Here is a 26,741-nt window from a genome sequence, read left to right on the forward strand (position 1 = left end):
GGCCGTCAGGCGTGCTTCCGGGGACGGTCAGGGGCGGCCGATGCGGACGCGCCAGACCTCCGGGCCCGACTCCTCGTACTCCCAGCCGAACTCGCCGGGGTACTGGGAGGCGAACTGGTAGTAGAGCGGCTTCGGGTCGTGGTCGTTGACCAGGACGAACGCCGTTCCCGGCGCCAGCGCCTCGAACGTCGCGAAGATCTGCCCGTGGCGCTGCCCGTGCGCGAGGACCCGCACGTCGAGTTCGCCCTCCGCCACCTCGGCGGTCGCGCCCGGCACGCCGGGGTGGGCGTCGTGCCCGCCGCAGGTGCAGTGGTGGCCGTCGTCGGCGGCCGCGCCCTCGGCCGCGTGCCCGCCGAGGATCTCGTGCATGCCGTCCAGGAGGGCGCCGAGGTTCACGCCCGCGTCGACGAGCGCGGGCAGGATCAGGTCGTTCTCCTTCGCCAGGTGCGACTGGAACAGGGCGTTGACCGCGGCCGCCGCGCCGACCGCCTCCGCCGGCGTCCGGGCCGCCGCGAGTTCCGCCACCTTCTCCCGCAGGACCACGTGCTCGCGCAGCATCGCGCGCAGCAGCAGGCGGGCCTCCGGCAGGTCCTCGGCGGCCTTGTAGAGGGTCCGCTCCTCGGCCTCGGCGTGCGGGATGATCTCGTCCGCGCAGAACGCGACGAGCTTGTCGCGCCGGTCGTAGGGCGCGGTGAGCTGGTCGGCGGCGCGCGCGATGGTGAGCGTGTGGTCGGCCATGGTCCGGCCGAGGCGCTCGTGGTGGTCGAGGATGGCCCGCACCGTCTCCTGCTGCGGGCTCGCGGTCGATGTGGTCATGAGCACTCCTCAGTCCCCTGTTTTTCACAACACTACTTGTATTTATAATAGCGGTCATGGAGAATCAGGTCACAGGGGTACGCGGCCGTCACCCCCGGGCCGCACCCCGTCTGGCGGCGCGCCGGCTCCCGCTGCTCGCCGGCGCGCTGCTGTCCCTTCTCACCGCCCTCTGGGGCGCCCTCGGCCTGCTGGACCTCGACGTCCCGCTGCCGCGCACGTCCTTCGCGCAGCAGCACGGACCGCTGATGGCCCTCGGGTTCCTCGGCACCCTGATCTCCCTCGAACGCTCCGTCGCCCTCGGCCGCCCCTGGGCCTACGCGTCCCCCGCGCTCGCCGCGGCCGGCGGCCTCCTCACCGCCGCCGGGTTCGCCGCCCCCGGACGGCTGCTGCTCACCGCCGCCGGCGGGTGGCTCGTCGCCGTCTACATCGCGGTCCTCGGCCGCCGGACGGGACGCGACCTCGCCGTCCAGACCGCGGGCGCCGTCGCCTGGTACGCCGGCGGCCTGCTGTGGATCGGCGGCCGGACGGTCGGCGAGATCGTCCCGTGGCTCGCCGCGTTCCTCATCCTCACGATCGCGGGGGAGCGCCTCGAACTCGCCCGCGTCGCCTTCCTCGGCCGCCGCGCCTCCGACGGCCTCGTCGCCGCGGCGGCGCTCGTCGGCGCGGGCGCCGCCGTCTCCGTCTGGTGGCCGGAGCCCGGCTGGCGCCTCACCGGGTTCGGCATGGTCGCGCTGGCCGGCTGGCTCGCCGTCCACGACATCGCGCGCCGCACCGTCCGCGGGACGGGCCTGCCCCGCTTCGCCGCCGCCTGCCTCCTCGCCGGGTACGCCTGGCTGGCCGTCGCCGGCGCCATCTGGCTCGCCGCCGGACGCCCCGCCTCCACGGGCTTCTACGACGCCGCCCTGCACGCGGTGTTCCTCGGCTTCGTGATCTCGATGGTGTTCGGGCACGCGCCGGTGATCCTGCCCGCCGTGCTGCGGGTCCGGCTGCCGTACCACCCCGTCCTGTACGCGCCGCTCGTACTGCTGCACGTGTCGCTCGTCGTCCGGGTCGTTGGCGACCTGGCGGGGGTCTCCGCCGCGCGGGCGACCGGGGGCGTGCTCGGCGAGGTGGCCCTCCTGCTGTTCGGCGGCTGCGCCTTCGCCGCCTCGCGGCTGGTCGACAGGGGCGCCTCGCGGCCGGTCGACAGGGCCGCCTCGCGGCCGGTCGGACGAACGCCATCGCGGGCGGCCGGAAGGGAACGGTCATGACGTCCATCGGTGTGCGCCCGAAGGCGGGGCCGTCCCCTTCGCCCCGCCGCTCCCGGTCCGTGTGGCACGCCGTCGCCAACGGGGCGGTGCTGGTGTGGCTGGCGCTGACCGTCGTCGCCGCGCTCGTCCGGCACGAGCTGCCCGTGCCGCAATGGCTGCTCGTCCACCTGTTCCTGCTGGGCGCCGTCACCAACGCCATCGTGACCTGGACGGAGCACTTCGCGTCGGCGCTGCTGCGCGTCCCGCCGCCCCCGGACTGGTGGCCGGTGACGCGGCTGGCGGCCCTGAACGCGGGGATCGTCGCGGTGCTGTGCGGGGTCGCGGAGGGGTTCCCGTGGGTCGCGGTCGGCGGCGCGGCGGCGGTCGTCGGCGTCGTCGCCGCGCACATCGCCGTGCTGGCCCTGCGCGGGCGCGGCGCCCTGGCCGGGCGGTTCGCGCACGTCGTCGCCTGGTACCTGTGGGCCGGAGCGGCGCTGATCGTCGGCGGGACGCTGGGCGGGCTGATGGCGTCCGGGCACGTGCCGTCCGGCTGGCACGAGCGGCTGCACGCGGCGCACGCGCAGGTCAACCTCCTGGGCTGGATCGGGTTCGCGGTGCTCGGCACGCTGTTCACACTGTGGCCGACCGTGCTGCGCACCCGCATGGTGGACGGAGCGGGGCGCATCGCGCGCTGGTCCCTGCGCTTCGCGGTCCCCGGGCTCGGGCTCGCGGTCGCCGGGCTGCTCGCCGACCTGCGCTGGATCGTCGCGGCCGGCCTGCTGGTGTACGCCGGCGCCGCCGCGCTGGCGCTCGTCCCGTTCGTCCGGACACTGCGGCAGCGCCGCCCGCACACCCCCGCGTCCTGGATGCTCGCCGCCGCGACGACCTGGTTCGCGGTCGCCCTGCTCGCCGACGCGTCCCGGCAGAGCCTCACGGGGCTGCTTCCGCTGGTACTGGTCGGTTTCGTGGGGCAGACGCTCCTCGGCGCCCTGACGTTCCTGCTGCCCGTCGTCCTGGGCGGCGGACCGGCCGCCCTGAAGGCCAACGCCACGCTGATCGAGCGCGCGTGGCCGGTGCGGGTGGCGGCGATCAACCTCGCGGTGCCGCTGCTCGTCCTCCCGGTCCCCGCATGGGCCGACCGGGCCGGATGGATCGCCGTCCTCGCCGCGCTGGCCGCCTTCGTCCTGCTGGCCGTCGCGACGATCCTCCGCACCCACCGCCCGTCACCGGCCGTCGCGGGCATCACGGCCGGAGTTCTCCTCACCGCCTTGGCCGTGGGTGTGACGGCGAGCGGCGGCGACTCGTCCTCGCAGACGGTGGCGGCGTCGGGGACGCGAGTGGTGGAGGTGTCGTTGTCGGGGATGCGGATTCGTCCGGGGACGATCGAGGCTGCGCCGGGGACGCGTCTGGTGCTGCGGGTGACGAACAAGGATGCGATGCGTCATGATCTGCGGTTGGCGTCGGGTCAGGCGACGCCGATGCTGGATGCGGGTGAGTCGGCGACGTTGACGGTGCCCTCGGTGGTGGGCGTGATCGATGGCTGGTGCACGGTGCCGGGCCACCGCGCCGCCGGGATGACGATGCAGATCAAACCCGCGGGCGCGTCACCGTCGGCGTCACCGTCGATGGACCACCAGGCGATGGGTTCGGGCCAACTCGATCTGTCCGCGCACCCTTCCCCGGGTTGGAAGCCCTATGACGCGGTGCTCAAGCCTGCGCCGGGTGGTAGGGAGCATCGGGTGGAGTTGCGGGCGGCCGATGGGGTGTTGGAGGTGGCGCCGGGGGTGCGGCAGGCGATGTGGACGTTCGGTGGTTCGGTGCCGGGTCCGGTGCTGCGCGGCAGGGTCGGGGACGTGTTTGTGATCACGTTGGTCAATGACGCCGGTATGGGTCATGGGATTGATTTTCATGCTTCGACGTTGGCGCCGGATGTGCCGATGCGGACGATCGGGCCGGGGGAGCGGTTGACGTATCGGTTCACGGCCGAGCATGCGGGGGCGTGGTTGTATCACTGCTCGACGATGCCGATGTTGCAGCACATCGCGAACGGTATGTACGGCGCGGTCGTCATCGACCCGCCCGATCTGCCCCGCGTGGACCGTGAGTACGTGCTGGTGCAGGGCGAGTTGTATCTGGGTGCGCCGGGTTCTGTGGGGCAGGTGGCCAGGATGCGCGAGGGGCGTCCGGACGGGTGGATGTTCAACGGGACCGCCGCCGGTTACGACCATGCACCGTTGGTGGCGCGTGCGGGTGATCGGGTGCGGGTGTGGGTGGTGGACGCGGGCCCGTCCGACGGCACGGCGTTCCATATCGTCGGCGCCCAGTTCGACACCGTTTACAAGGAAGGCGCCTACCGGTTGCGCAGGGATGATCCGGGCGGCGCGCAGATCCTCGACCTGGCACCGGGTCAGGGCGGCTTCGTCGAGACCGTCGTCCCTGAATCCGGGCATTATCCGTTCGTCGACCACGACATGCGCCACGCCGAAACCGGCGCCCACGGCATCCTGAATGTCACCGATTGATGCGATCATCCTGCCCGTGGAAATAGAGGCACTCATACAGCAACTGGCCGGACCCGATCAGAAGGCCGCGAGCGATGCGCTCGTGGAGATCGGTGCCCCGGCCATAGGCCCGGTATTGGACGTCCTCTGCGACGAGGAGTCCCCGGTCGACTGGAGCACGAGCGCCACCGTCCTGCGCCGCGTCGGACGCCCCGCGCTGGACCCGCTCGTAGCGGCCATGGCCGCGGCCCCCACCGCCGAGGTGGCCCGCCGTTGCGGCTGGGCCCACTGCGGCCTCAAGATCGACGACCTTTCGGCGTTCGTTCCCGGGCTGCGCCACCCGAGCCCGAAGGTGCGCGCCGGCAGCGCCTACTTCCTGCAGCTCAAGGGGGCCGCGGCTCTCCCGCACGCGCCCGACCTGATCGCCATCCTGGACGACCCGGACCCCGACGTCCGGCAGCGCGCCATCTGGGCGCTCAAGGAACTCGGCCCCGGCGCGGTGCCGCTACTGCGGGACGTCCGCCGCTCCTCCACGGCGGGCCGGCTCCGCCGTCCGGCGCTGGAGGCGCTCGCCGAAGTGGCCGGTCCGGCCGGCCTGGACGACCGCGACCTCGCCGCCGTCCGCCGCCTGATCCGGATCAAGCAGGCGACCGAGACGCCCGAGCCGATGCACCTGTGCGGCGTCTGGTTCGCGCTGCCGACCGGCGACCAGCGGGCCGTCCTGGACGCGTTCGGCCTGTCCGACCCCGAACCGGTCACGATGTGGCTCGGCGAGTCCGCCTGGAACAACGACAAGCACGGCTGGGGCGCCGACCACATGTCCTGCTCCCGCGTCTACGTGTCACCGCGCCTGGACGGCTGGACGCTCGTCTTCGGCACTCCCTTCCACACCGGCGACGAACTCGACGCCGAAGAGCTCATGGACCACTGCCGCACCCTGAGCACCCGCTTCGGCGCGGCGCACTGGTACGGCGCGAGCTGCGGCGACGCCTGGACGGCCTGGTGCGTCGCCGAACAGGGCGAGATCGTCCGCTTCTACGACATCTTCGAGGAGGACGACCAGATCGGCCCGCCCCACCCCGCCGAGGAGGGCTACGTCCTTCCGCACCTCGACGCCTTCCCCGACGACGCCTTCGACGGCATCGACATCGGCGACAGTGAAGCCTTCCACGCCCGCTACACCCAGCTGAAAGCGGAACTGGACATCCCCGACGACTGCCACGCCACGACGTTCGCCGCCCGTGCCTCCGTAGACCCGTCCACCCTGGGCCCCGAAACGGACGTCCAGGGCCACGGCGTTCTGGCACTGACCGCCTGCGGCCGAGAACAAGGCCACCCCCAAGGCGCCCTGACCATCTAGCCGCCGCCCCCGACCAGTCACAGCAACCCCCACCTAACCGGCAAACCAGCCACTCCGCACTACCCCCTCTGACCAGTAAAAACGGCCCGCGCTGACTAACTGGTCAGATGATCCGCGCGCAAGCGGCTTTAACGCTATGAGAGGAGTCGGTTACCGATAGTTTGCCGGTCATGCCGACATCCCAACACGAGGTGCCGCTGCAGATGGTCCGCGACCAGCCGCAGCTCATCCCGACGATATTGCGGACCGTCTTCGGGCTGGACCTACCCGGCGACGACGAGAAGGCCATGGCGACCTCGGAGGCCTTCACGGGTCTGAACCCGGCCGAGTTGCGCTGCGACGCCACCATCCTCCTGGGCGGCCCCGAGAAGCCCAGCCACGGCGTCATCGTGGAATCGCAGCGGCGTTTCGACATGGACAAGACCTACAGCTGGCCCGCGTATCTCGCTCTCCTACGGGAGCGGCACAAGTGCCCGGTGACCCTGCTGGTCTTCTGCCCCAACCCGACCGTCGCCCGCGCCTGCGCCGAGCCGATCGACCTGGGCCACCCCGAGTGGGTGCTGAGGCCCCTGGCCTTCCATCCGGGGATGCTTCCCGCCGTCACCGACCCCGCCCAGGCCGGCGAATGCCCCCAACTGACGCTGCTCAGCGCCACCGTCCACGCCGACGGCCCGGACGCCGAAGCCGTCCTGACCAGCGTGGCAACCGCGATCGCCGCCCTGCAAGGCAAGGCGGCCGAATCCGGCCCGCTGTACTATGACTACCTGTTGGACCAGCTCTCCGAAGCTGCCCGCAAGCTCCTGGAGGAGATCGTGAAGACTGCCGACTACGAGTGGAAGTCGGACTTCGCCAAGGCCCACCGCGCCGAGGGCCGCGTCGAAGGCCGCGTCGAAGGCCGCGTCGAAGGCGAGGCGAAGATGTTCCTGCTCATGCTGGAGGGCCGCGGGATCACTGTTTCCAACAGCGTCCGTGAGCGGGTCATGAACTGCACCGACACCGACCAGCTTGAGCGCTGGGCGAAGCGCGCCGGCGCCATCGAGAAGGCCGAAGACCTCTTCGACTGACGACCCCTCCCGGCCCCGTCCGCGCTGGTGGGCGGGGCTGCGCCCCTTCACGGTCCATCTCCAGGCCGCTCCCTGTCCAACAGCGGATATCGGACTTCGCCAAGGCCCACCGCACCAGACCCATGCCGAGGGCAGCGGGTTGTTGCCGACGTCGTCCGTGGGACGGGCAAGGTGCGGGCATCGCCGACCTCTGCGGGTGGTAGATCTTTCGTTTTCGCTGGTAGATGGCGCCTCGCCTCGTTTTGCGGCGGTTTCTTCGGCTATGTCCCTCCGTGTCAAGGGACAACGACAGGAAGCGAAGTGGTGACCGTGACGGGAACGGACACCGGAGGCAACGGCAAGGCGCAGGAGCTCCCGGTCGAGCAGCTCAAGGACGCCGTCCGGGACCTCGGCCAGGCGCTCATGGTGCGGACGCTGACGAAGGCCAGCAGCCAGGTTGAGGGTCTGACCCAGCGGCTGAACGATGCCGCGGACGACGGCGGCGGGGCCGGAGCCAAGATGGCGGCCACCGGCGTGAAGAAGATCGTCCAAGGTGACTCTCCACTCAAGGCGGGCATCGGCGCGGGTGTGAACGGCGCGAAGGAGAAGGTGAAGAAGGCCGTGGGCGCCGGTGACGGCGACGGCGGCAAGGGAAAGGGCAAGGGCAGCGCCAAGGTCGTCAACATCGTCGAGGAGTTCGACGTGGGCCTGCCGAGGCGGGTCGCCTACGACCAGTGGACGCAGTTCGCCGACTTCCCGAGCTTTACCAAGAAGGTCGAGAGCGTCGAGCAGGAGTCGGACGAGAAGATCAACTGGCGGGCGCAGATCTTCCTGTCCCATCGCAGCTGGGAGTCCACGATCATCGAGCAGATCCCTGACGAGCGGATCGTCTGGAAGTCCAAAGGGGCCAAGGGATACGTGGACGGCGCCGTGACGTTCCACGAGCTCGCCCCCACCATGACGCGCGTCCTGATCGTGGCCGAATACCACCCGGACGGCTTCCTAGAGAAGACCGCGAACCTGTGGCGCGCCCAGGGACGCCGCCTCCGCCTCGACTTCAAGCACATCAAACGGCACATGATGACGCAGACGCTCCTCAACCAGGCCGAGACCGAGGGCTGGCGCGGCGAGATCCGCGACGGAGAGGTGGTCAAGACCCACGAGGACGCCCTCCAGGATGAAGAGGCCGACGCCAAGGAGAAGGCGGGGAGTAGCAGTGCCTGACCTCCGCGACCAGGGTGCGGCTACCGACGTTTTCGCTGGTCGGCGTGGGGTAGCGGGTCGTGACACGGAATCTGGGACCGGCCGAGGCTCAGGGGGATCGATGGACAGCGGCGCGTCTGGCAGGCCAGAGCCCGGCAAGAGGCAGAACGACTCGGCTCGCGCGGCAGAGCACCGGGCCGAGGGCGCGGCGGAGCGGCGGGCCGAGGGCGCTCCTCCGCCCGGCCGACCGAACTTCCGTGACGGGCCGGACGTGCACCTCGACGTCCCGCAGCTCGAAGTGGAGGAGATCTCCCTTGAGGTGGAGAACCTGGAGGCGCACGTCTCGCTCGTCGCCCAGGTCCTCGACCTGCTCAGGCTGAACGTCGGCGCGGACGTGTTCCTCGGCAGAGTGAAGCTGGAGATCAAGGGAGTCGAGGCGCAGGCGCGGCTCGACGTCCGGCTCGACAACGTGGCCGTCATCGTCGACCGGGTCCTGACCACGCTCGACCGAAACCCGGAGATCCTTCAGCATGTCGGACGCGGCGTGGAGGCAGCGGCGCGCGACATCGGCTCGGGTGCAGGCACCGCTGTGGGCGAGGTGGGCAGGGGCGCGGGCGGCGCGGTGAGAGACGTCGGCAGAGGCGCCGGCACGGCCGTAGACGCAGTAGGCCGGGGCGCGGGTGGCGCCGTCCAAGACGTAGGCCGCGGTGCGGGCGGTGCGGTCGCCGATGTCGGCTCGGGCGCGGGCGGAGCTGTCCAGGATGTTGGCATGGGCGCCGGTGACGCGGTTCGTGACGTCGGCAAGGGCGCAGGTGACGTAGTCGAAGGCACCGGACATGCCGCAGGAACCGCCGCACAAGGCGTAGCGGCAGGCGGCCCCAAGCCCACGACGCAACCGAAGGCCACCGATACCGAGGACGACGACGCGGCCGAGCCCGCCCCAAAGGCGGAGACCACCCGCAAGGCCGAACCCAGCGACGACGACCAGCAAGAGTCTGACCGCCAAACCGAGCCACGCGACGACGAGCAGCAGAACGCTGACCGCGAGGAAGAGCCCAACAACGGCGAGCAGCAAAAGGCTGACCGCAAGGCCGAACCGAACGACGAGCAGCAAAAGGCTGACGGCAAGGCCGAGCCGGACGACGACGAGCAGCAAAAGGAGGAGGAGGCAAGCCCGATGGAGGACGCCCTTCGGGAGACCGAGGAGTCCGTTCGCGACCTGGGCCGGGCACTCCTCCGCATGCTCTCCGGATCCTCCGGTCCGCGATCATGAGCGGCGATGAACGTCCGGACGAGGAACTCCGGCAGACGGCCGACATCCTCTTCACCGCCGAGGTGAAAGCCAGAGAACTGCGCTTCGAAGTCGTCCCGGAGGTCTCGGTGGAGTTCACCGGCGACGCATCCAACGAGACCGCCTCGGGCAGCGCTCGCACCAACCTGCCGGACAAGGCGGAGAAACACGTCACCTACCGCGATGTGCACATCCAGTACGCAATCGCAGCAAAACTGTCCCCGGACGACGAAGACAGTTCCGGCTGACGCTCCGGCCTTCTCGGATCCTTCTCGTGGGGCTAATACGTGGTCCCGGGCCCGTCACGGACGGATCCGGCACCAGACCCACTTGCCGCCGGTCGGGTCGGCGGTGACGCCGCATTTGGCGGACATGGCCTGGACGATGTGCAGGCCCCAGCCGCCGTTGTCGTCGAACGCCTCCTCGGAGAGGTCGAGGTCTTCGAGGGTGAGTTCGCTCTTCGGCTTGGCCTGGGGCATTTCGTGGCCTCTGTCCCAGACGGCGATGATGATCCCGTAGGCGTCCCGGCTGAGCTGGAGCCGGATCTCCTCGTCCGGCGTCTGGCGGGCCGCGTTGGTGACGAGTTCCGAGACGATGAGAAGCGCGCTGTCGAGAATGTGCGAGTAGTCCCATTTACGGATTCTCGTCTCCGCGAAAGCGCGCGCCAGCCCCACTGCGGAAGGCGTGCCCATAAGGGACGTGATCGGTTCCGTGTTCGCCGTCATCGTCATCGTGCCGTCCTTGCCCGAGATTCCAATTTCCTGTGACAAGGGTCGCCGCGATGTCCTACGTTTTCCTGTAGCCACTGAAGTTGGATACAAGGAGGACGCAATGCCGATCGTCCGCGAGCCGCTCGATCCCAAGATCTCGATGTGGTATTTTCTGGCCTTCTACCTGCGGTTTTGGCGAGAGAAGCAGGGGGCTGTCACTGACTCAGTGCGGCGAAATCATGGGAGTGACGCGGGGGACTGTATCCAACTTCGAGGCGGGGAGACGGCGACTGCAGGACGACCATGTCCGTGCGCTTGACCGGCACTTCGGTACGGGCCTGCTATTTCAGCTCTTGCTCTGGTTTGCCCGAATGGCTCACGACCCCAACTGGGGAAAGCAGCTCGTCAAGTACGAGCACGAGGCGACCTTGATCAAGACCTACCACGGCCAGGTCATCCCCCTCGCCCTCCAGACCGACGAATATACCCGGGCCTACGTCCAGACCGGCGCTCGCAAGGACTTCGACGCCGCGCTGGAAAGAAGGACCGCTCGTAAGGAGTCCTTCTTCGACAGGGGGAATGATGTCGAGATGTGGGCGACGCTCGACGAGAGCGTCTTGGCGCGGGAAGTCGGTGGGCCGGAGGCGATGAAGGCCCAACTTGAACACCTGCTCGCGATGACCAACTTGCCGCAGTTCAGTATCCGCATCGTTCCGTTCAAGTCGGGCGCGCATGTGGGCGTTGACGGGCCGCTGCAGGTACTCAGTCTGGAGAGCCGAGACATCGCCTATTCGGGTGCCCAAAACGGTGGGCGTCTGATCGAGACGCCTGGCGAAGTGCGTGAACTGCCGATTATGTTCGATCGTATCGGCGCGAAGGCGCTCTCTGAGGAGGGCTCTCGCGAGATCATCAAGCAGTACTTGAGGAGCTACGAATGATCGTGCAGTGGCGTAAGAGCACTCACAGCGGCGGAGCGAACGACGAGCACTGCGTTGAGCTGGGACGACTTGCGCCGGGGGACGGCATTGGAGTGCGGGACAGCAAGGACCCGGCTGGGGGGCGCCTCGCCTTGTCCGTTGCGCAGTTCGCGGGTCTGGTCGAGCAGTTCAAGCGGCACCCGACCCGCTGATCATCCCGTCCGGCCCTGGGCCGCGGGCGGGGTGGGCTTGGTCGCTGTGACGAGCCTCGTGGGGAAGAAGGGCGCGCCGCACCACATGCGCCAGCCGAGGTTGTGCCGTTGGACGTCGGTCAGGCCGAGGTCGTGCAGGCGGGCGCGGTGCCGGTTCGTGTGCAGCAGGTCGGCGATGGCGAGTCGTCCGCCGGGGCGGAGGACGCGGACGGCCTCATCGACGGCGGCCCGCCGTCCTTCGGCGGACGGGATGTTGTGCACGGCCCAGTTGCTGATGACCAGGTCGAAGGTCTCGTCGGCGAACGGCAGCCGTGTCATGTCACCGGTTTCCACCTCGGTCCGGTCGGCGACGCCTTCGAGTTCGGCATTGCGGAGGGTGGCGTCCGGGCTGTTGCCGCTCTGGTCGGCGCGCCACAGGTCGATGCCGACCGCGCGTCCGCAGGGGAGCAGCCTGGCGGCCGTCATGAGCAGGGCGCCGCGTCCGCAGCCCAGGTCCAGGACGTGCTCGTCGCCGCGCAGCCGCAGGTCGCCGAGGACGTACGCCCACACTTCGAACTTGCCGACGCGGGTCGTCCGCAGGTACGAGCTCACGAACAGCACGAAGGCGAGCGCTGACAAGCCGAACACCGCGGCTGCGGTGACGGCACCGGTCGCGGCGCTGCGGACGGCCAACGTGACCAGCACGAAGCCGATCAGGGCGAGGATGATGGCGTGCCCGCGCGGGGGGATCACGCGGAAGTCTCCGTCGATGCCGTAATCGCCTCGGCGTCGGCTCAGATCCGGCCGGACGCCGCTCACCGGTCGCCTCCCTCGGCCAGGGCGCGGCGCAGGACGGCGCCGAGTTCGGCGATCTGCCGCTGCGACACGTCGGCGGACAGGATCGCGTGCGAGCCGTGGAACGTCCCCGGCCACTGGTGCAGTTCGACCGTGACGCCCGCCTGTAGCAGGCGTAGCGCGTAGCCGATGTCCTCGTCGCGGAGCGGGTCGAACTCCGCGGCGGACACGTACGCCGGTGGCAGGCCGGACAGGTCGTCGGCGCGGGCAGGGGCGGCGTACGGGGTCGCGGGAGCTTCTCCCAGGTAGTGCCGCCACACCGTGGTGAGGCTGTCGCGGTCCTGCCAGGGGGTGTCCGTGAAATTGCGCTGCGACCACGTCTCCTGCCGGTCGTCCAGCGCGGGCTGGTTGAGCAACTGGAAGCGGATCGGCGGCCCCTGCTCGTCGCGTGCCCTCAACGCCGCTCCGGCCGCGAGGCCCGCGCCGGCGCTGTGCCCGCCGACCGCGATCCGGTCCGGGGCGATTCCGAGGTCGGACGCGTTCTCCGCCGTCCACTCCAGGACGGCGTAGACGTCGTCGAGCGCGGCCGGGAACCGGTGTTCGGGGGCCTGGCGGTAGTCCACCGAGACCACGACCGCGCCGGACGCTCCGGCGAGCCGGGCGGCGGTCGGGTGCTCGGTGTCCAGGCTGCCGACGACCCATCCGCCGCCGCGCAGCCAGACGATGGCGCCGTGGGCGCGGCTCGGGCGGTAGATCCGCACGGGGACGTCCGGGGCAGCGGGCACCGTGCGGTCCTCGACTTCCATGCCCTCCGTGCCCGGGGCCGCCGCCGCGGTGACCTCGGCCGGGGCCGCGGCGGCCACTTCGGCGAGGCGCTTGCGCGCGGCGACCGGATCGGTCAGGTCGGCCTTCGGGATGAACGGGAGGAACGCGTCGAGTTCGGGATCCATGACGTCCATCCTCACGACGGCGGGCGCCGGGATCATCCGCCGTCCGTCGCGCATTCGGCCCGGGGCGCGCGACGACCGTGGCCTTATCCTCCAGATATGGAGGCTCTGGCCGTCCGGTTATCAGGACTGGACTCGCACGCCGAGGGCGCGATCCGCGTCGTCGCCTTTTACGACACGCTGATGCGCCGGCGGGTGGATCTCCCGGCGCTCGCGCGGGCCTCGGCAGGCTTGGCAGAGTGCGCGGCCGGCATCCGGATCCATGGGACGGGGCAGGTCGTCCGTGCCGCGTCCGACGGTACGCCGCTACGCGGCGCGTCCGCGGCCGCGTCCAGCACGGTGCAGATCACCCTCGATGAGGAGGAGATCGGCACGGTGTGGCTGGAACGTCCCGGCCCGCCCGTCCCGCTGGACGAGGTGCTGCTGGACCGGCTCGCCATTGCCGCCGCGGCCGTCCTCGAACGTTACGGGCCTGCCCGCACCACCATGGCCGACCCCGCCCTCGTGGAGTTGGCGATCAGTGCCGACGGCGACCGGGCGGCCAGGGCTCGGGCGCTGCGCCTGCTGGGCTTCGCCGCCTCGTCGCCGCTCTGCGTGACCGCGGTGCGGTCGGCGCGGCCCCTCGACCAGATCGCCGGGCTGGTGTGCCCGTCCCGTCCGGTCAAGTCGGCACCACTCGACGGCGTGGGCGTCATCATGGCCGCCGCCATCGACCCGTCCGGCTTCCCGCCGGACGTGCGCGCGGGCATCGGCGGCGGCGGGAGCGCCGACCAGTCTTGGCGCCAGGCCCTTATCGCCCTTCGCTTCACGGGACCACGGCGTCCCGTCGTCCACCACGATGACCTGGGCGCGATGGCGCTGCTCGCCCAGATCCCTGTGGACGCCATGCGCGACAACGCCGACGTCGCCGCGATCGCCCGCCTGTCGGCCGAGGATTTGGAGATCTTGGACGCCTACTGCACCACCGGGTCCCTGCGCCGCGCCGCCGACGTCCTCCACCGGCACCACAGCAGCATCGCCCGCCGCCTCGACCAGATCGGCAGGACCCTGGCCGCCGACCTGACGACCCCCACCGGCCTGACCCGGGCCCGGCTCGCCCTGACCGCCGTGCACCTGCTGAACAACTGAGGACCGCCTTCCCGGTGACGGATCAGGTCCACGCGCGCGACACGCGTCCCATACCGGACGCCGGCTTCCAGCGGTTCGGCCTGATGCGGAAGGGAGAGGAGAACGGACCCGGCACGGCCTAGTAATCGGATACAGGCCGAGGTCGTCGGCGGCAATATGGCTGAACGCCCCTCGGCCGGGGGCTGACTGTCGGTGGTCGTAGCTACTCTCGTCCGTGTCTAGCCGGTGCGGGGGAAGCGTGATCATTGAGCGGAGCGGGGACCTTCTGCGGGACGATGCGCAGGCGCTCGTCAACCCCGTCAACACGGCCGGGGTGATGGGGAAGGGGCTCGCGCTTCAGTTCAAGCGCGCCTTCCCCGCTAACTTCACCTCCTATGCCGAAGCCTGCGCAGATGGTCGTCTGCGGCCCGGCAAGGTCCTGGCCGTTCAGATCGGTGACGAGCGGTGGGTCATCAACTTCCCGACCAAGCGTCATTGGCGGAGCGCGTCCCGCTTGGAAGACATCGAGGCCGGCCTGAGCGACCTCTCCCGCACCCTGACCGAGTTGGACATCAGCAGCGTGGCCGTCCCGCCCCTCGGATGCGGCCATGGGGGTCTGGCCTGGGGCGCCGTTCATCCTCTGATCACCGACCGGCTCGGCTCGCTCGACCTGGAGGTTCGGCTCTTCGTGCCCGAAACGCGTTCGACCGAGGCGGTCTGAACGTCGGTGTGTGTCAGCGGTAGTGGGCGGCGAGGGTGTTGAAGGCGGCTTTCGGTTCCCAGGGCATGTCGGGGTAGGTGGTGCCGTGGCCGTTTTCGAGGACCTTGACGATGCCGTAGCTGGCCAGGTCCAGGTCGTCGCGGGGGTCGCCGCCGGGCCGGTGCGGGTGGTCGTAGAGCGCGAAGATGAACACGAAGGCGCTGTCGACGCCTTCAGCCTCGAAGACGTCCAATAGTTCGCCCAGGTACGCGGCCTGGCCGGCCTCGTCGCGGGTGTACTCGCCGTTCAGCCGGACGGGTGCGCCGGTGTCCTCGTCGTACTCGACGATCTCCAGGCCGCGTGCGCCCACGTCGCCCGCGCCGCGGAAGCAGGAGGAGCCGAACTCGGTGATCGCGACCGGCTTCCCCTGCGCGACGAGTGCGCGGACGCCCTCGGTGAACTGGTCCGCGATGTCGGCCGAGCGGTAGAGGTCCATGGAGATGATGTCGAAGGGCGTCCAGTCCACGAAGTCGAGTTGGACGGCGGCGTAGGTGATCCGGCCGCCGAACCGTTCGCGGACGAGCGTCACGGCGTCGCCGAGAAAGGCGTTCACGCGGCCACTGGCCTCGGTGACCAGTTCGCGCAGCCGCTCCGGGCGGCTGAGCAGTTCGACGCGCTCGTCCAGGGAGTCGCCGGGGAGGAAGCCCTTGTTCATCAGGCTCAGCTCGGCGCCCGTCACGAACACGACCTCCGCGCCCCGCCGCCGGAGCCGCTCGGCGCGTTCGGCGCAGTCGGCGAAGAGCGTCAGCATCTCCTCGGTGGTCAGCTCCAGCGGGTACGGCGAGAACCAGACCTCAAGGCCCAGGTCGGCGGCCAGCGTGGCGGCCATTTCGAGCCGGTCGGGGTCGCCGCCGGTGACGCGGACGGCGTTGCAGTGCAGGTCGTCCCGGATGATGCGCAGTTCGCGCTCGGCCAGTGCCGGATCGAAGCGTTCGCGCGAGTTCCGTCCGTCGCGGACGAAGCCGGTGTCGTACGTAATGCCCTTGGCGCGCATGGGGAGGTGTCCTCTCTCTCCAATTTAGAGTACTGACCGTACCTTAGTTGCCGCGTGTGCGTGGGCGACGCCAACCTTGGCGAGGGACGGTCGGTACCGAATACGGGACGAGGGCATGGCGGACGATCCGGCGAGGCGGCCAGCGGAAGGGCAGACGCGGCGCCGTGGCGCCGTCCTGGAGGAGGCGATCCTCGACGCCGCCGTCGAGGAGCTCACCGAGTCCGGATTCTCCGGGCTGACCATGGACCGGGTCGCCGAGCGCGCCCGCACCAACAAGAACGCCATCTACCGCCGCTGGCCGAACCGTCTCGCGCTCGGCATCGCCGCCTACCGGCGGCTGGCCACGACCGTCCAGCCGCCCGACACGGGCGGCCTGCGCGACGACGTCCTTGAGCAGCTCCGCCGGGCGAACCGCCACTGGAGTTCGCCGCTCGGCTCGGTCCTGCGCGACCTCCTCGCGGCGGCCGGCGGGGCGTCGGAACTCCTGGCGCAACTACCGGACCAGTCGGCCGACGCCGTGGCCGCGTCCTGGCTGACCATCCTCGGACGCGCCGTCGCGCGCGGCGAAGCGGCCCCGGAGGCGCTCCACCCCCGCGTCGCGACCGTGGCGATCGTCCTGCTGCGCAACGAATTCGTGATGCGCGGCGTCCCTACCGCCCCGGACGAGGTGCTCGTCGAAATCGTCGACGAGGTCTACCTCCCCCTGGTCAGCCGGCGCGGCACACCGTCCGGCTGACTCCCCGGGCGGCCTGAGAAGGCGGACGTCCGGTCGCGTCGTCGTCGAATTTCTGCGGGCCCAGTTCCTCCACTGCCGCTGACCTGGTCGCCTGGGAGTGGCCAGAGCCCGGTGTCGGGCGAGGGCACCGGTTCGTCCGCGATGAGGACGCGACGGGGGTTCGGGCGGGAGAGCGGTGGTGAGTGCGGCGTGCTGATCTGGCCGTCCGGATGCTGGGGCGGGTAGAGGCCGACCGGCTCGGCTGGATATCGGGCGGCCGGTCACCGTGGCTCGGGGGTGCTCCTGGACGTGTGCCGGGGGAAGAAGATTGCGAACAGGGCGGCGCCGAAGGCGATCGTGCCTGCCGTCCAGCCCGTCCATTCGGGGACTTTGCCGAGGGCGACGGAGGTCGCGGGGTCTATGTGCAGCCCGGCGGTGCTCGCACGATTTCCCAGGACGTGCGCGTCCAGGTGGTATGCGCCGTCCGCGGCCGTCGCCATGGGCGAGCGGAGGGTGCGGTGCTCGGCCGCTGACATGGTGACCGCCCCGTGCACCGTCTTTCCGCCGGACGTCCACGAGCCCGCACATTTGTACCCGGACAATGTGCAGGTCCAGTCGTAGGGAATGGCGACGCTGGTCAGCGTGCCGTATTTCCAGGTGTATCCGGGCTTGGCGCGCTCGATGGAGCCGATGATCGCCAGAACTGCCACCGACAGGCACGCCCCGACCAGGAACAGCGCCGTCGCGTTTCCCCACCGGTCGGCCGCGGCGCCGACCGCGACGGTGATCGGCGCCAGCGTGAACATGCCGGCGAAACCCAGCGATAAGGCCAGCACGACCAGCCCGATGAGGCGTCCTCCAGGATTCGCCAGCAAGGCCCACTCCGCGGCCACGGCCAGCAGAATTCCCAGAGGGACGATCCACAGCAGGTTGAGTTTCACGGCCCTTCCTCCTGTGCGTGTCCGCATGCTCCGGCGGGATTGGTGTTGGTGCCGTCAGTTGATCTTGAGGCCGTGGACCACGCCGTCGGCGCCCTTGTCCCAGGGGATCTGCAATTCCAGGCTCGCCGTATCGGCCGGGGTCTTGTAGGCGTCCCACAGGACGACGCTTTCGCCGGGCGCGACGATCTGCTGCGCCTCATGGAACCCCACGAGGCTGCACACGCACGGGCCCGTCTCGACGCTCAGCGGGTTGTAGCGGACCTGGGCGGCGGGGTCGGCCAGCAGCACGCCGCCGGTCGTCCCCAGCCTCATCGGACGTGGATTGCTGCCGTGGAACAGTGCCGTCTTCTCGAACTTCTGGGCGAAGTTCCGCTTCACCTGTCCGGTGTTGCGGAGCGTCCACACCAGGACGACCAGCCCGGACGGGTCGCGGTGCACGCTGTTGACCTCGGCCTTGAGCCCGCCGGCCCCGGGCGACTGGAAGGCGGCCGAGCCCAGCGTGGTGGACGAGCCGCGCTCGTACGGACGGCCTCCACCGGTCGCCGGCGCCGCGGCGGACGGCCGCGGACGGGCGAACGTCACCGTGACCCGCCGGTTCTTCCTGCGGCCCTCGGCGGTGTCGTTGGTGGCCACGGGGTCCTTCGAGCCGTGACCGGCGGCCTGGTAGGTCACGGCCTGCCGGGTGACGAGGCTCTTCAGCCGGTCGGCGACGGCCTTCGCGCGCCGCTCGGACAGGGGCCGGTTGATCGCGTCGCCGCCCGTCGAGTCCGCATAGCCGTCGATCTTGACCGTGCCGCCCTCGGACGCGTCGATCTGCCCGGCGACCTGCCGCAGCAACTGGTCGGCGCGCGGCGTCAGGTCGGCCTTGTCGACCGCGAACAGGGTGTCGGCGGACAGCAGCACCGACCGCCCGGCCGCATCGTCGGACACCGACTGCTCGGCGCCCTCGGCGAGGCTGCGGAGGGCGAGGACCCTGGGCTCGCCCAGCCGCACCTTCGCCGGGTCGACCTGGCCGTCGAGCGGCTTCACCGGCGCGTCGGTGATCGGCACGTCCTGGAACGGAACCGCGAGCGGGACCATGACCGTGACCCGCCGGACGGCGGCGGGCGGGCTCGGGAACGTCGCGTAGACGTTGATGTACCCGCCGGGCTTCACGGGATTGTCGTGCAGCCATGTGCAGGCGCACTTGTTCTCTTCGTCCGGCGTCCGGATCGGGAAGAAGACCTTGTCGTTCCGGGCGTCCACCAATCCGATGCCGCTGGCGGCGAGGGCGTCCCCGAGATTCGGGTCGAGCGACGGCCCGAGTTCGCCGAGACTGGTCGCGAGGTTGATCGGGTTCTTGCCTTCGTTGACGATCCGGAAACGGCCGGTGACCGTGTTCGCCGCCGTCCGGCTCAGCGCGAGCAGTTCGACGCGGGCGGGCCCGTCCTGGTGCTCCAGCGGCACCGATGCGATCGCCTTGAGTTCACCGGGCGGCGCCGCCGGCACCGCCGGCGGCGACTGCGCCGCGGATTCGCCGGGGTCTGCCTTCCCGCCGTCGGAGCACCCGGCGAGAACGAGCACGCCGGCCGTCAGACCTGCGGCTAAGCCCGCGGTGCGCTTCCCCGCCCCCGTTCGACGATTCACGGCTTCCTCCGGATGTGACGCATTCGGCTCGGCAGGATACGGCGGCCAGCGTACAAGAGCCGCCTTTCCGCCGGGTCGGGAAATGGCGCGAAGCCCCAGGACCGCGGGATCGGCCCGCGCGGCCGCTCTATTCGGCGATAGATGATCTTTGGATTGGACGTGCCCGGGCCGGGATTCAGGACGCCGTTTCGGTGATTTCGGTTGTCTTCAGCGCGGTGAAGCGCTGCTGGGCGGCGGGCGCGAGGTCCCCGGATCACCGGGGCCAGCCTGCGGGCGGTGTCGTCGCCGAGCAGGCCGAGCAGGCCGAGCAGGCCGAGCAGGCCGGACTGCGCCAGCGCCCAGCCGTCCTCGCCCGCCTGGAGTTGATCTTCCGCGCCCCGACCGCAGGGCACCTCTCCGGCGGACGATCACGAATCCCTGCGCTCAGCCCCGTACCAGGACCAGCTGCTTGACCGCCCGGGGCTCGGGCTCGCCGTAGCCGCGGACGCGGGGTGTCAGCGCGATCAGCGTGCACAGGACGCTGCGGAGTACCTCCGCCAACTCCTCGTCGCCGACGAGGGTGAGCGCGGCCAGGACCGACGTCGCCGCCCACACGAGGTCCTCCTGCCGCGCCGGGCGGGCCGGGTCCCACAGCGGGGCGGCCAGCACGGACGCGTTCGCGACCAGCGCCCCGAGGGCCGGCTCGTTCCGTCGCTGCGCGAGGAGCCGGGCCCGTCCCAGCGTCACCGCCGGGTCGTCGGAGGGCGGCACCGTCGCGAGGGCCTCGGCATCCAGCAGCTTGCGCAGGTACCGCGACAGCGACGCGTCCTCTTCCCTCCGGCGGCGCCGCGGACCGCCGTCCCCGAACGCGTCCGCCGCGAAGCAGTGCGTCAACTGCGCGCAGGCGAGCCCCATGGCGACCACCCCCTGGGTCGAGAGACCGCTTGAGGCGCCGAGCTGGGCGAAGGCGAGGTCGCGGGCGACGTAGTCGGCGTGTGGCCGCTCGCCGCCCGGGTCGTAGTCGACGGCGCGGGCCTGCGCGAGGACGAGATCGCGCGCCAGGACCAGTGCGGGAACGGCGGAGCCGGGGACCGAGGCGTCATCGCGGCGGGCGCGCTCCAGGGCACGGGGGAGGTCGCGGGCCGGAACGGCGATGCCGTTGCTGGGAGACCAGTCCCCGGCCTCTTGGGCGAGCCCCAATGCCCGGTCGAGAGCGCGGTCGAGGGCGCGGTTCAGTTCGTGGACGGGGACATGGCGCGCGGTCTCCGCGAGCGCGGCGGTGATCAGGGGGACGGAGTCGGAACCCGGGTTGGCGCCGGCGGGCAGGCCGCGGCGGCCGGCGTCGAGCGCCAGCAGGGAGTCGAGGACGAGGGAGAGGGCCTCGATCTTGACCGGGGTGAAGTCGCCGTCGTCGGCGAAGGAGACGTCGAGCCCGCGGTGGAGGTCGCGAGCAAGGTCGAGGGCGCGGACGATGGCGCGGTAGAGCTCCACGTCGGAGGCGCGCGGGGCGCTGAGACGGTCGCCGAGGCCGAGGTCGATGCCGAGGTCGCGGGCCTTCTCCAAGGCGCGGTCGCGGGTGAGGCCATGGGCGGGCTCGCGGCTGAAGGCGAGATCGAGGGCGAGGTCGACGGTGTGCAGGAGCCGCGGCTCCGGCGCCGTGAGACTCCGGTCTCCGGCGTACGCGGCGAGATGCCAGAACCGCAGGCCGGAGAACGGGACGAGCAGCCGGATGATGAAGTGCGTGTGGTCGAGGATCAGCTCGGGGTAGGCGGCGATCTGCCACGCGGCGGGCCGGTGGGGATGCAGGCCGGGGTCGGCCGTGACGAACCGCGTCCTGCTCTGGTCGCTCATGCGGTCGCCGTCCGCCGCGTAGAGGCTCGTCCGGTCGGCGGGGTAGAGGTCGCCGCCGAGCGCGCGGCTCGCTTCGGACGGGGTGGGCAGGTGGTAGCTGGTGCCGTCGCCGAAAAGGCTGTTGAGCCAGTCGAGGAACCCTTCGACGTCGGCGATCCAGAGGTCGGCCCCCGGCTCGGGGACGTTGGCGTCGTCGCCTGCGTGCGACGCGTAACGGGCCCACAGCTCTTCGGGAACGGGGTGCGCGCAGATGCGGGTGCCGGTGTCGTCGAGGGCGTGGGTGTCCTGCAGAGCGCGCGCGGCGGCGACTCCGTCCAGCAGCCGGATCTGGTCGGGGTCATCGGAGGTCGTGTTCAGCAGTTCGTCGAGCCGGGCGCGCAGCGCGGGATCGACTTCGCGGGCCTCGTCCAGGCAGGCGTAGGCCAGGCTGAGAGCCGTCACCGTGCGCGCCTCCAGGCACGCCTCCACGACGGGACTGGCGTCGGCGCGGGCCGCCCACAGCAGCGTGGTCTCGCGCCAAGCGGGATCGCTGACGTTGTCCACGAGCAGTTGGCGGCGGGACGCGTGCCCGGGTACGAGGGCCGCCGCCAGATACTCCTGCAAGGTCAGGTGCGCGAAGCCGTAGTGCCGGTACCGGTGCTCCAGGAGCAGGCCGCTGCGCCTGACGTAGCGGAGGAACACCTCCGGCGGGACATCGGGCGCGGTGCGTCGAAGCACGCCGCGGATCGCCCGCTCGGCCTCCTCGGCGGGGACGTCCCGGAGCTTGCGCCGCATCATGTACCAGGCCAGCTCCTGGACGATCCGCTCCTTCCTGTCGCCGCTCAGCCCCTCCACCTCGGCGTCGGCGAGGTTCTTGGCCTCCTGGCGCCGGTGGAGGAGGACCTGGCAGACCTCCTCGTACAGGGCGGCCCGGCTGCCCGGCAGGCTGCCGCGGTACCGGTGCACGTTGGCGATCATGGTGAGCAGCAGCGGGTTGGCGGCCATGTCGTGGAGCGTCGGACGGCCGCTGATCCGGTGGAGCAGGTCGTCGGCGGACCGGGCGGCGATCCGGTCGATCTCCCGCGCGTCGCCGTCCCGGGAGCGGTGCTCGATCGCCCGGTACCAGGCGTGCAGGAAGTCCCGCATCTGCCGGCCGGTGAACCGCTGCACATGCAGGACGTCCGCGCGGGACAGCCGGTTGCCCTCGTACCCTCCGGGCCGGGAGGTGACGACGAACGCGTTGTCCGGGTAGCGGCTGTACTGGTCCTCCACCCACTGCACCACGCGGCCGCGGTCGCGGGCGTCGGCGACCTCGTCCAGGCCGTCCAGCAGGACGACGCACCGGCCCCGCGCGAGCCGCCGCTCCAGCCACTCGGCGGAGACGGCGCCGTTCAGCCAGGGCGCGGCCGCCGCGATCTGCGCGAGCCCGCCGGGCTCGTCGCCCTGGATGTCCGCCGCGTGGTCGCGCAGGTACAGCAGCACCGGGAGCCGCCCGCCGCGCCGCCGGCCGAGCCGCCGCCGGCGCTCCACCATCTCCAGTGCCGTGTAGCGGGCCAGCGTCGTCTTCCCGGAGCCCGCCGCGCCCAGGACCGCCAGCATCCGCCCCCCGGCGAGGAACGACGCCAGCGACGCCCGCCGGGCGGCCCCCGCGGGCGCGCCCGGCCCGATGCCGGAGTCGGTCACGACGTCGGTCACCGTCCTCGGCTGGAGCATGACGTCGACGTAGACCTGCCGGGTCCGCAGCACGAACTCCGCCTGCGTGACCAGCCCGATCGTCTCCAACTGGTCGACCGCCGAGCGCATCCGCCGCAGGTAGGCGCGCCGCGACCCCGTGCTCCGCGCGGGCGGCGGCGTGCTCTCCGGGCCGGGCCGGGCGGCCTGCGGCGCGGCCTCCACCAGCCCGCCCAGCACCGTGAGGACGAGGGCCAGATACCCCCAGCTCCAGCTCAGCTTCCCGTTGCTCAGGATCTGGTTGACCGCCACGCCCGCCGCGACCGATAACGACGCCGCGATCAGAGCACGTCCCAGGTACTTCAGCATTCGCATGGCAGCCCATCCCGACGCATGAGACACGACGAGTGACATCTAACCCGCCATAACGCCCGGCCGCTGGGTCTGCCGCCGATCCCTGCGGGCGGCCGAGGGGTCCGGGGCGGTCGTCATACGGGACCTCGGTGGAGTGGTCCGATCGCGGGCTCTGCGCCGCACGCGGGGACGGCGGGCTGGTCAGGGGCGGGTCTCGGGGGCGTAGAGGGGCATGCGGCCCGGGTCGGGGGTCTCCAGTTCGCAGAGGAGCAGGGCCGTGCCGATCTCGCCCTTGTAGAGGCTGTCCGCACGCTGCGACTCGGCCGCCACGCTCACCGCCGCCCGGTCGGCGAGGACGCGGGCGCGGGCCAGCCAGACGGGCTCCCCGGTCACGGCGTGGTGGTCGAGCAGGGCGTAGGAGCGTCCGGCGAGGCCGCAGCACAGGTCGCCCGGCGCGGCACCGGGGCCCTCGTAGGCGCCCCAGGCGGCGCCGCGCGCCCACCGCTCGTACCGCGGCTCGCCGAGCAGCGCGTGCGCGAGCCACCACAGGTGGACCTGGCCGGCCGCGCCGTTGCACCAGCTCGCGCCCATCACCGAGGAGGGCCGGGGGCCGTCGGCCTCGAACGGCCAGAGCAGGCCGCGGCCGGCGGGGTGGGCGAGCGCGCCCAGCTCGTCCAGCCGGCCGGCCGCGCCGCCGGGCGGCTCCGAGGCCGACGCCCGCGCCCAGCGCAGGAGCGCGAAGAGGTAGCCGGTCCACCCGTGGGCGGCGCCGAGGACGCGCCGCCGGGCGTCCGCCGCGACCGGGGTCTCGGCGATGTCCGACCAGACGGAGTCGCGCAGCCGGTCGCCCGCGGCGCGGAGTCCGGCGGCGCGCGGCGAGTCGCCGCACTCCTCCAGCAGGGTCGCGCACCCCAGGAGGAGGCCGGAGCGTCCGAACGCGACGTCGAGTTCGGGGCAGGGGGCCGCCGCCTCGCGCAGGAACGCGTCGATCGCGGTCTCGCGCGCCCCCTCGTCGCACGCGGCCTGCGCGACCAGGGCCTGGACGCAGTGCACGCCGGCGCCGTGGTGGTAGAGCGAGTTCTCGCCGATGACCTCGGGGACCATGCCGAGGTCCTCGCTCACGAAGGCGTCGCCGCCGCCCGACGCGGACACGGCCCGCGCCGTCCACACGTCGGCGAGCGCGAGAAGGCGCTCGTCGTCGCGGCACTGGGCCATGCGCGAGAGCGCGTAGCCGAAGCCGGCGCCGCCGTTCATGAGCGACGCGGTCGGCGCGGCGAGCCCGCCGTCCAGCAGCGGCCCCGACACCGACAGGCGGGCGAGCACGTCGTCGAGCAGCCGCCGCGCGGGTCCGGGGGCGCGGCGCGCGTCCGGGCCCGCCGCCCGGTCGGACGCCGCCGCGGCGCGGAACGACCGCAGCAGCGTCGCGAGCGACGCGTACCGGGCGGCGGGGTCCTTGGCGAGGGCGCGCCGCAGGACGCGCTCGACCGCCGGAAGGCGCGGCGCGGAGTGCGCCGCGAACGGGAGCGGCGGCTCGTCGCGCAACTGGCGCAGCATGTCCTCGGGGTGGAGCGAGAACGCGTGGGTGTGCGCGCCGGTCAGCACCAGGTAGACGAGGGCGGCGACGGAGTACTGCTCGCCCCGCGCCGTCACCGGCCGGGCGTGCGCCGGCGCGTCGGCGGCCTCCGGTTCGAGGAAGAAGTCGACGCCGCCGCGACGGGCGGGCGGCGGCGCCCCGGGACCGGCGGCGAGGCCGAAGTCCAGCAGGACGACCCGCTGGTCGGGGCCGACCAGCACGTTGCGCGGGTGGACGTCGCCGTGCAGCACGTCCTGCGCGTGGAGGTGCGCGAAGGCCGCGACGACCCGCTCGGCCAGATCGAGCGGCGCGGCGTTGGCGGGCAGCCCGCGCGCCTCGGCCGCGGCGTGGTGGACGTCCACCCCGGCGACCCAGGACAGCAGCAGGAACGGCCGGCCGCCATGGTCTCCGGCGGCGAGCAACCCGGGGTTGTGCCGGCCGTCGAGGGCGCGCAGGACGGTCTCCTCGCGGCGCGGCCCGGACGCGGAACCGGCCTCGGTGATCTTCAAGGCGGCGGGCGTGCCGTCGGGGAGCCGGACCCGGTAGACCTCGGTGTCCACCAGCACCTGGACGGGCTCGACGACCTCCGCGCCGCCGACGGCGTCCCCGGTCCGCAGCGACGACGCGACGGGGCGCGCCAGCGGCGAACCGGCGGGCAGGAGCAGGCCGTCCCGGATGAAGCCGGCGAGGACGGGGAAGGCGTCGTCCAGCGTCCGCCGCGGCTCCAGCCCGGCGGCGGAGCTGTAGGCGATGACGGCGTCGACGATCGTGGCCGGCTGCCGGAAGAGGGCGAGCAGCGACGCGGTCCCCGGGTCGACGACGCGGCTGGGGACGCGGGTCCCCGGGCGGGTCACGCAGTGGTCGCCCGGCCCGTGCTCGAAGCGGCTCCGCAGGTCGGGCGGCAGCCGCTCGACGGGGGTGAGGGCCACGTCGCCCGGCAGCACCAAGGGCCCCGACAGGGTCATCCCGGTCTCCTCCACGGTCAGCCCGCGGCCGGCGCGTCGTGCCACAGGCCGCTCTTCGGCACCCAGGTGTCGGTGTCCACGCCGGTGAGGCGCAGGCGTTCGAGGGCGAACCGCCAGGGCTCGGGCGCAGGGCCGCCGGCGTCGCGCGCGGGGACTGCCGGGCCGCCGGCGTCGCGTGCCGGGCCGTCCGCGTCGCGTGCGGCGAGCAGGTAGTCGGCGAGGCGGCCGGTCACCCACGTCCGCCAGCTCGCCGGGCCGGCGGGGCCGGGCGGCGGGTCGGCCCCCCAGGAGAGGAGCCCGTCGAGGCCCACCGCCGCCGTGAACGGGACGCCCTGGGCCGGCATCCCGCCGATCTCGCCGGTGAGCCGCGCCGCCGCGGCCCGCAGGTCGTCCAGCCGGCCGAAGTACGCGACGAGCTTGTCCGGGCGGCACAGCCCGCCGAGGTCGCGCGCGGCCTTGAACCCGGTCACCCCGCGCGTGCCGCCGAGCACGCCCGCGGCCGCCGCGAGCGCCGCGGGGGTCTCCGCGAACGCGGGGCTGACGTAGAGCTTGTACGTCAGCCCCGGCTCGGACTCGCCGCGGCGCGCCCAGTACCGCCACGGCGCCGGGGACGCCGCGGACCGCTCCGTCCAGGCGGCGCCGAACACGCGTGCGGCGGGGCCGCCCGGGGCGAGGCCGAGATAGGAGTCGACGGCCGCCTCGTCGGGCAGCCGGCGCCGCAGCCGCGACGAGACGGGCCGGCGGCCGTAGCGGTACAGGCGGACCGCGAGGGCGTCGGCGGACGCGCCCGGCAGCGCCTGGGCGTGCCGGAGCGCCGCGACCGACAGTTCGGCGACGCGCCCCCGGCCCGCGGCCGACCGGCCCGGAAGCAGCAGGGACGCAGCCTGCGGACCGGACCGGAAGCACCCGTCGCCCGCCGACACTTCGAGGACGCCGTCGACCACGAGGCGGGCGAGGACCCGTCCGGCGGACGGCCCGAGGCCCGCGCGGGCGAAGGCGGGCACGGGCCCGGGTTCGGCGAGCGTGAAGAAGAGCAGCGCGGTGTCGGCCGAGCAGGACCGCGGGTCGAGGCCGGAGCCGCGCGCCGGCCGCAGCATTCCGTACAGGCCGTCCTGGTCGCCGAGGAGGCCGCGCTCGGCGTCCGTCAGCCGTTCGGCCGGAACCGGCCGGTAATGGGGATTGGCTCGAAATGTCCAGTGGTCGGCGAGGTCCACGGCCGTGCC

The 26,741-nt window shown here is 72.0% G+C and carries 22 protein-coding genes and 1 pseudogene; 13 read left to right on the forward strand and 10 right to left on the reverse strand.

Annotated features, from left to right (window positions below):
- Positions 1-27: 27 nt before the first annotated feature.
- Positions 28-816 (reverse strand): DUF2249 domain-containing protein, encoded by a 789-nt coding sequence (locus tag ACA511_RS11645; protein ID WP_375024140.1) that lies wholly within the window; start codon positions 814-816, stop codon positions 28-30.
- A 56-nt stretch (positions 817-872) separates the two neighbouring features.
- Between ACA511_RS11645 and ACA511_RS11650 the strand changes: the two genes are divergently transcribed.
- From ACA511_RS11650 to ACA511_RS11680, 7 genes are all read left to right on the forward strand, one after another.
- Positions 873-2,066 carry a hypothetical protein gene (locus tag ACA511_RS11650; protein ID WP_375024141.1) on the forward strand — a complete coding sequence of 398 codons (1,194 nt, stop codon included), beginning with the start codon at positions 873-875 and terminating at the stop codon, positions 2,064-2,066.
- Positions 2,063-4,567: a multicopper oxidase domain-containing protein gene (locus tag ACA511_RS11655; RefSeq protein ID WP_375024143.1), complete on the forward strand. Its 2,505-nt coding sequence runs from the start codon at positions 2,063-2,065 to the stop codon at positions 4,565-4,567. The genes ACA511_RS11650 and ACA511_RS11655 overlap by 4 nt, the downstream gene beginning before the upstream one ends.
- Before the next feature lie 16 nt (positions 4,568-4,583).
- Positions 4,584-5,906: a HEAT repeat domain-containing protein gene (locus tag ACA511_RS11660; protein ID WP_375024145.1), complete on the forward strand. Its 1,323-nt coding sequence runs from the start codon at positions 4,584-4,586 to the stop codon at positions 5,904-5,906.
- Between the two features lie 170 nt (positions 5,907-6,076).
- A complete protein-coding gene (locus ACA511_RS11665; RefSeq protein ID WP_375024146.1) occupies positions 6,077-6,970 on the forward strand; it encodes a hypothetical protein in 894 nt (297 codons plus the stop codon).
- Between the two features lie 303 nt (positions 6,971-7,273).
- Positions 7,274-8,173, forward strand: coding sequence for an SRPBCC family protein (locus ACA511_RS11670; RefSeq protein WP_375024147.1), 900 nt, complete (start codon positions 7,274-7,276; stop codon positions 8,171-8,173).
- 250 nt (positions 8,174-8,423) lie between these two features.
- On the forward strand, positions 8,424-9,425 hold the full coding sequence (locus ACA511_RS11675) for a hypothetical protein (RefSeq protein WP_375024148.1): 1,002 nt from the start codon (positions 8,424-8,426) through the stop codon (positions 9,423-9,425).
- Positions 9,422-9,691: a hypothetical protein gene (locus ACA511_RS11680; RefSeq protein WP_375024149.1), complete on the forward strand. Its 270-nt coding sequence runs from the start codon at positions 9,422-9,424 to the stop codon at positions 9,689-9,691. The genes ACA511_RS11675 and ACA511_RS11680 overlap by 4 nt, the downstream gene beginning before the upstream one ends.
- A gap of 54 nt (positions 9,692-9,745) precedes the next feature.
- On the opposite strand, the gene ACA511_RS11685 is transcribed toward ACA511_RS11680, so the two are convergent.
- On the reverse strand, positions 9,746-10,174 hold the full coding sequence (locus ACA511_RS11685) for an ATP-binding protein (protein WP_375024150.1): 429 nt from the start codon (positions 10,172-10,174) through the stop codon (positions 9,746-9,748).
- A gap of 80 nt (positions 10,175-10,254) precedes the next feature.
- On the opposite strand from ACA511_RS11685, the pseudogene ACA511_RS11690 reads away from it, so the two are divergent.
- The 3 genes and pseudogenes from ACA511_RS11690 to ACA511_RS11700 all read left to right on the forward strand — a co-directional run.
- Positions 10,255-10,482, forward strand: a pseudogene (locus tag ACA511_RS11690) (helix-turn-helix domain-containing protein); the annotation flags it as partial.
- Between the two features lie 42 nt (positions 10,483-10,524).
- A complete protein-coding gene (locus ACA511_RS11695) occupies positions 10,525-11,091 on the forward strand; it encodes a DUF5753 domain-containing protein (RefSeq protein WP_375024729.1) in 567 nt (188 codons plus the stop codon).
- Positions 11,088-11,282, forward strand: coding sequence for a DUF397 domain-containing protein (locus ACA511_RS11700; RefSeq protein WP_375024151.1), 195 nt, complete (start codon positions 11,088-11,090; stop codon positions 11,280-11,282). Before ACA511_RS11695 ends, ACA511_RS11700 begins: the two co-directional genes overlap by 4 nt.
- Here the strand turns inward: ACA511_RS11700 and ACA511_RS11705 are convergent, their stop codons facing one another.
- Together ACA511_RS11705 and ACA511_RS11710 are read right to left on the reverse strand one after the other, a co-directional pair.
- The gene (locus ACA511_RS11705) at positions 11,283-12,014 is read right to left on the reverse strand and encodes a class I SAM-dependent methyltransferase (protein ID WP_375024152.1); all 732 of its coding nucleotides are present in this window, start codon (positions 12,012-12,014) and stop codon (positions 11,283-11,285) included.
- 62 nt (positions 12,015-12,076) lie between these two features.
- Positions 12,077-13,006 (reverse strand): alpha/beta hydrolase, encoded by a 930-nt coding sequence (locus ACA511_RS11710; RefSeq protein ID WP_375024153.1) that lies wholly within the window; start codon positions 13,004-13,006, stop codon positions 12,077-12,079.
- 96 nt (positions 13,007-13,102) lie between these two features.
- On the opposite strand from ACA511_RS11710, the gene ACA511_RS11715 reads away from it, so the two are divergent.
- Both ACA511_RS11715 and ACA511_RS11720 read left to right on the forward strand, forming a co-directional pair.
- Entirely contained in the window at positions 13,103-14,131 is a 1,029-nt protein-coding gene (locus ACA511_RS11715) for a helix-turn-helix domain-containing protein (protein WP_375024154.1), read from the forward strand.
- 238 nt (positions 14,132-14,369) lie between these two features.
- Positions 14,370-14,831 (forward strand): macro domain-containing protein, encoded by a 462-nt coding sequence (locus tag ACA511_RS11720; RefSeq protein WP_375024155.1) that lies wholly within the window; start codon positions 14,370-14,372, stop codon positions 14,829-14,831.
- A gap of 13 nt (positions 14,832-14,844) precedes the next feature.
- On the opposite strand, the gene ACA511_RS11725 is transcribed toward ACA511_RS11720, so the two are convergent.
- Positions 14,845-15,864: a hypothetical protein gene (locus tag ACA511_RS11725; protein WP_375024156.1), complete on the reverse strand. Its 1,020-nt coding sequence runs from the start codon at positions 15,862-15,864 to the stop codon at positions 14,845-14,847.
- Positions 15,865-15,979: 115 nt separating this feature from the next.
- On the opposite strand from ACA511_RS11725, the gene ACA511_RS11730 reads away from it, so the two are divergent.
- Positions 15,980-16,600: a TetR/AcrR family transcriptional regulator gene (locus ACA511_RS11730; RefSeq protein WP_375024157.1), complete on the forward strand. Its 621-nt coding sequence runs from the start codon at positions 15,980-15,982 to the stop codon at positions 16,598-16,600.
- A gap of 260 nt (positions 16,601-16,860) precedes the next feature.
- On the opposite strand, the gene ACA511_RS11735 is transcribed toward ACA511_RS11730, so the two are convergent.
- The 5 genes from ACA511_RS11735 to ACA511_RS11755 form a co-directional block, all read right to left on the reverse strand.
- Positions 16,861-17,520, reverse strand: a complete 660-nt coding sequence (locus ACA511_RS11735) for a hypothetical protein (RefSeq protein ID WP_375024159.1) — start codon at positions 17,518-17,520, stop codon at positions 16,861-16,863.
- A 54-nt stretch (positions 17,521-17,574) separates the two neighbouring features.
- Positions 17,575-19,083, reverse strand: coding sequence for an OmpA family protein (locus ACA511_RS11740; protein WP_375024160.1), 1,509 nt, complete (start codon positions 19,081-19,083; stop codon positions 17,575-17,577).
- Positions 19,084-19,569: 486 nt separating this feature from the next.
- The gene (locus tag ACA511_RS11745; protein WP_375024161.1) at positions 19,570-23,001 is read right to left on the reverse strand and encodes an NACHT domain-containing protein; all 3,432 of its coding nucleotides are present in this window, start codon (positions 22,999-23,001) and stop codon (positions 19,570-19,572) included.
- Between the two features lie 180 nt (positions 23,002-23,181).
- Positions 23,182-25,563, reverse strand: coding sequence for a lanthionine synthetase LanC family protein (locus tag ACA511_RS11750; protein ID WP_375024163.1), 2,382 nt, complete (start codon positions 25,561-25,563; stop codon positions 23,182-23,184).
- Entirely contained in the window at positions 25,536-26,732 is a 1,197-nt protein-coding gene (locus tag ACA511_RS11755) for a hypothetical protein (protein WP_375024164.1), read from the reverse strand. The genes ACA511_RS11750 and ACA511_RS11755 overlap by 28 nt, the downstream gene beginning before the upstream one ends.
- Between the last annotated feature and the right edge of the window lie 9 nt (positions 26,733-26,741).

Origin of the sequence: Actinomadura sp. GTD37 (assembly GCF_041951365.1) — a bacterium.
In the GTDB taxonomy this organism is placed as follows: Bacteria; Actinomycetota; Actinomycetes; order Streptosporangiales; family Streptosporangiaceae; genus Spirillospora.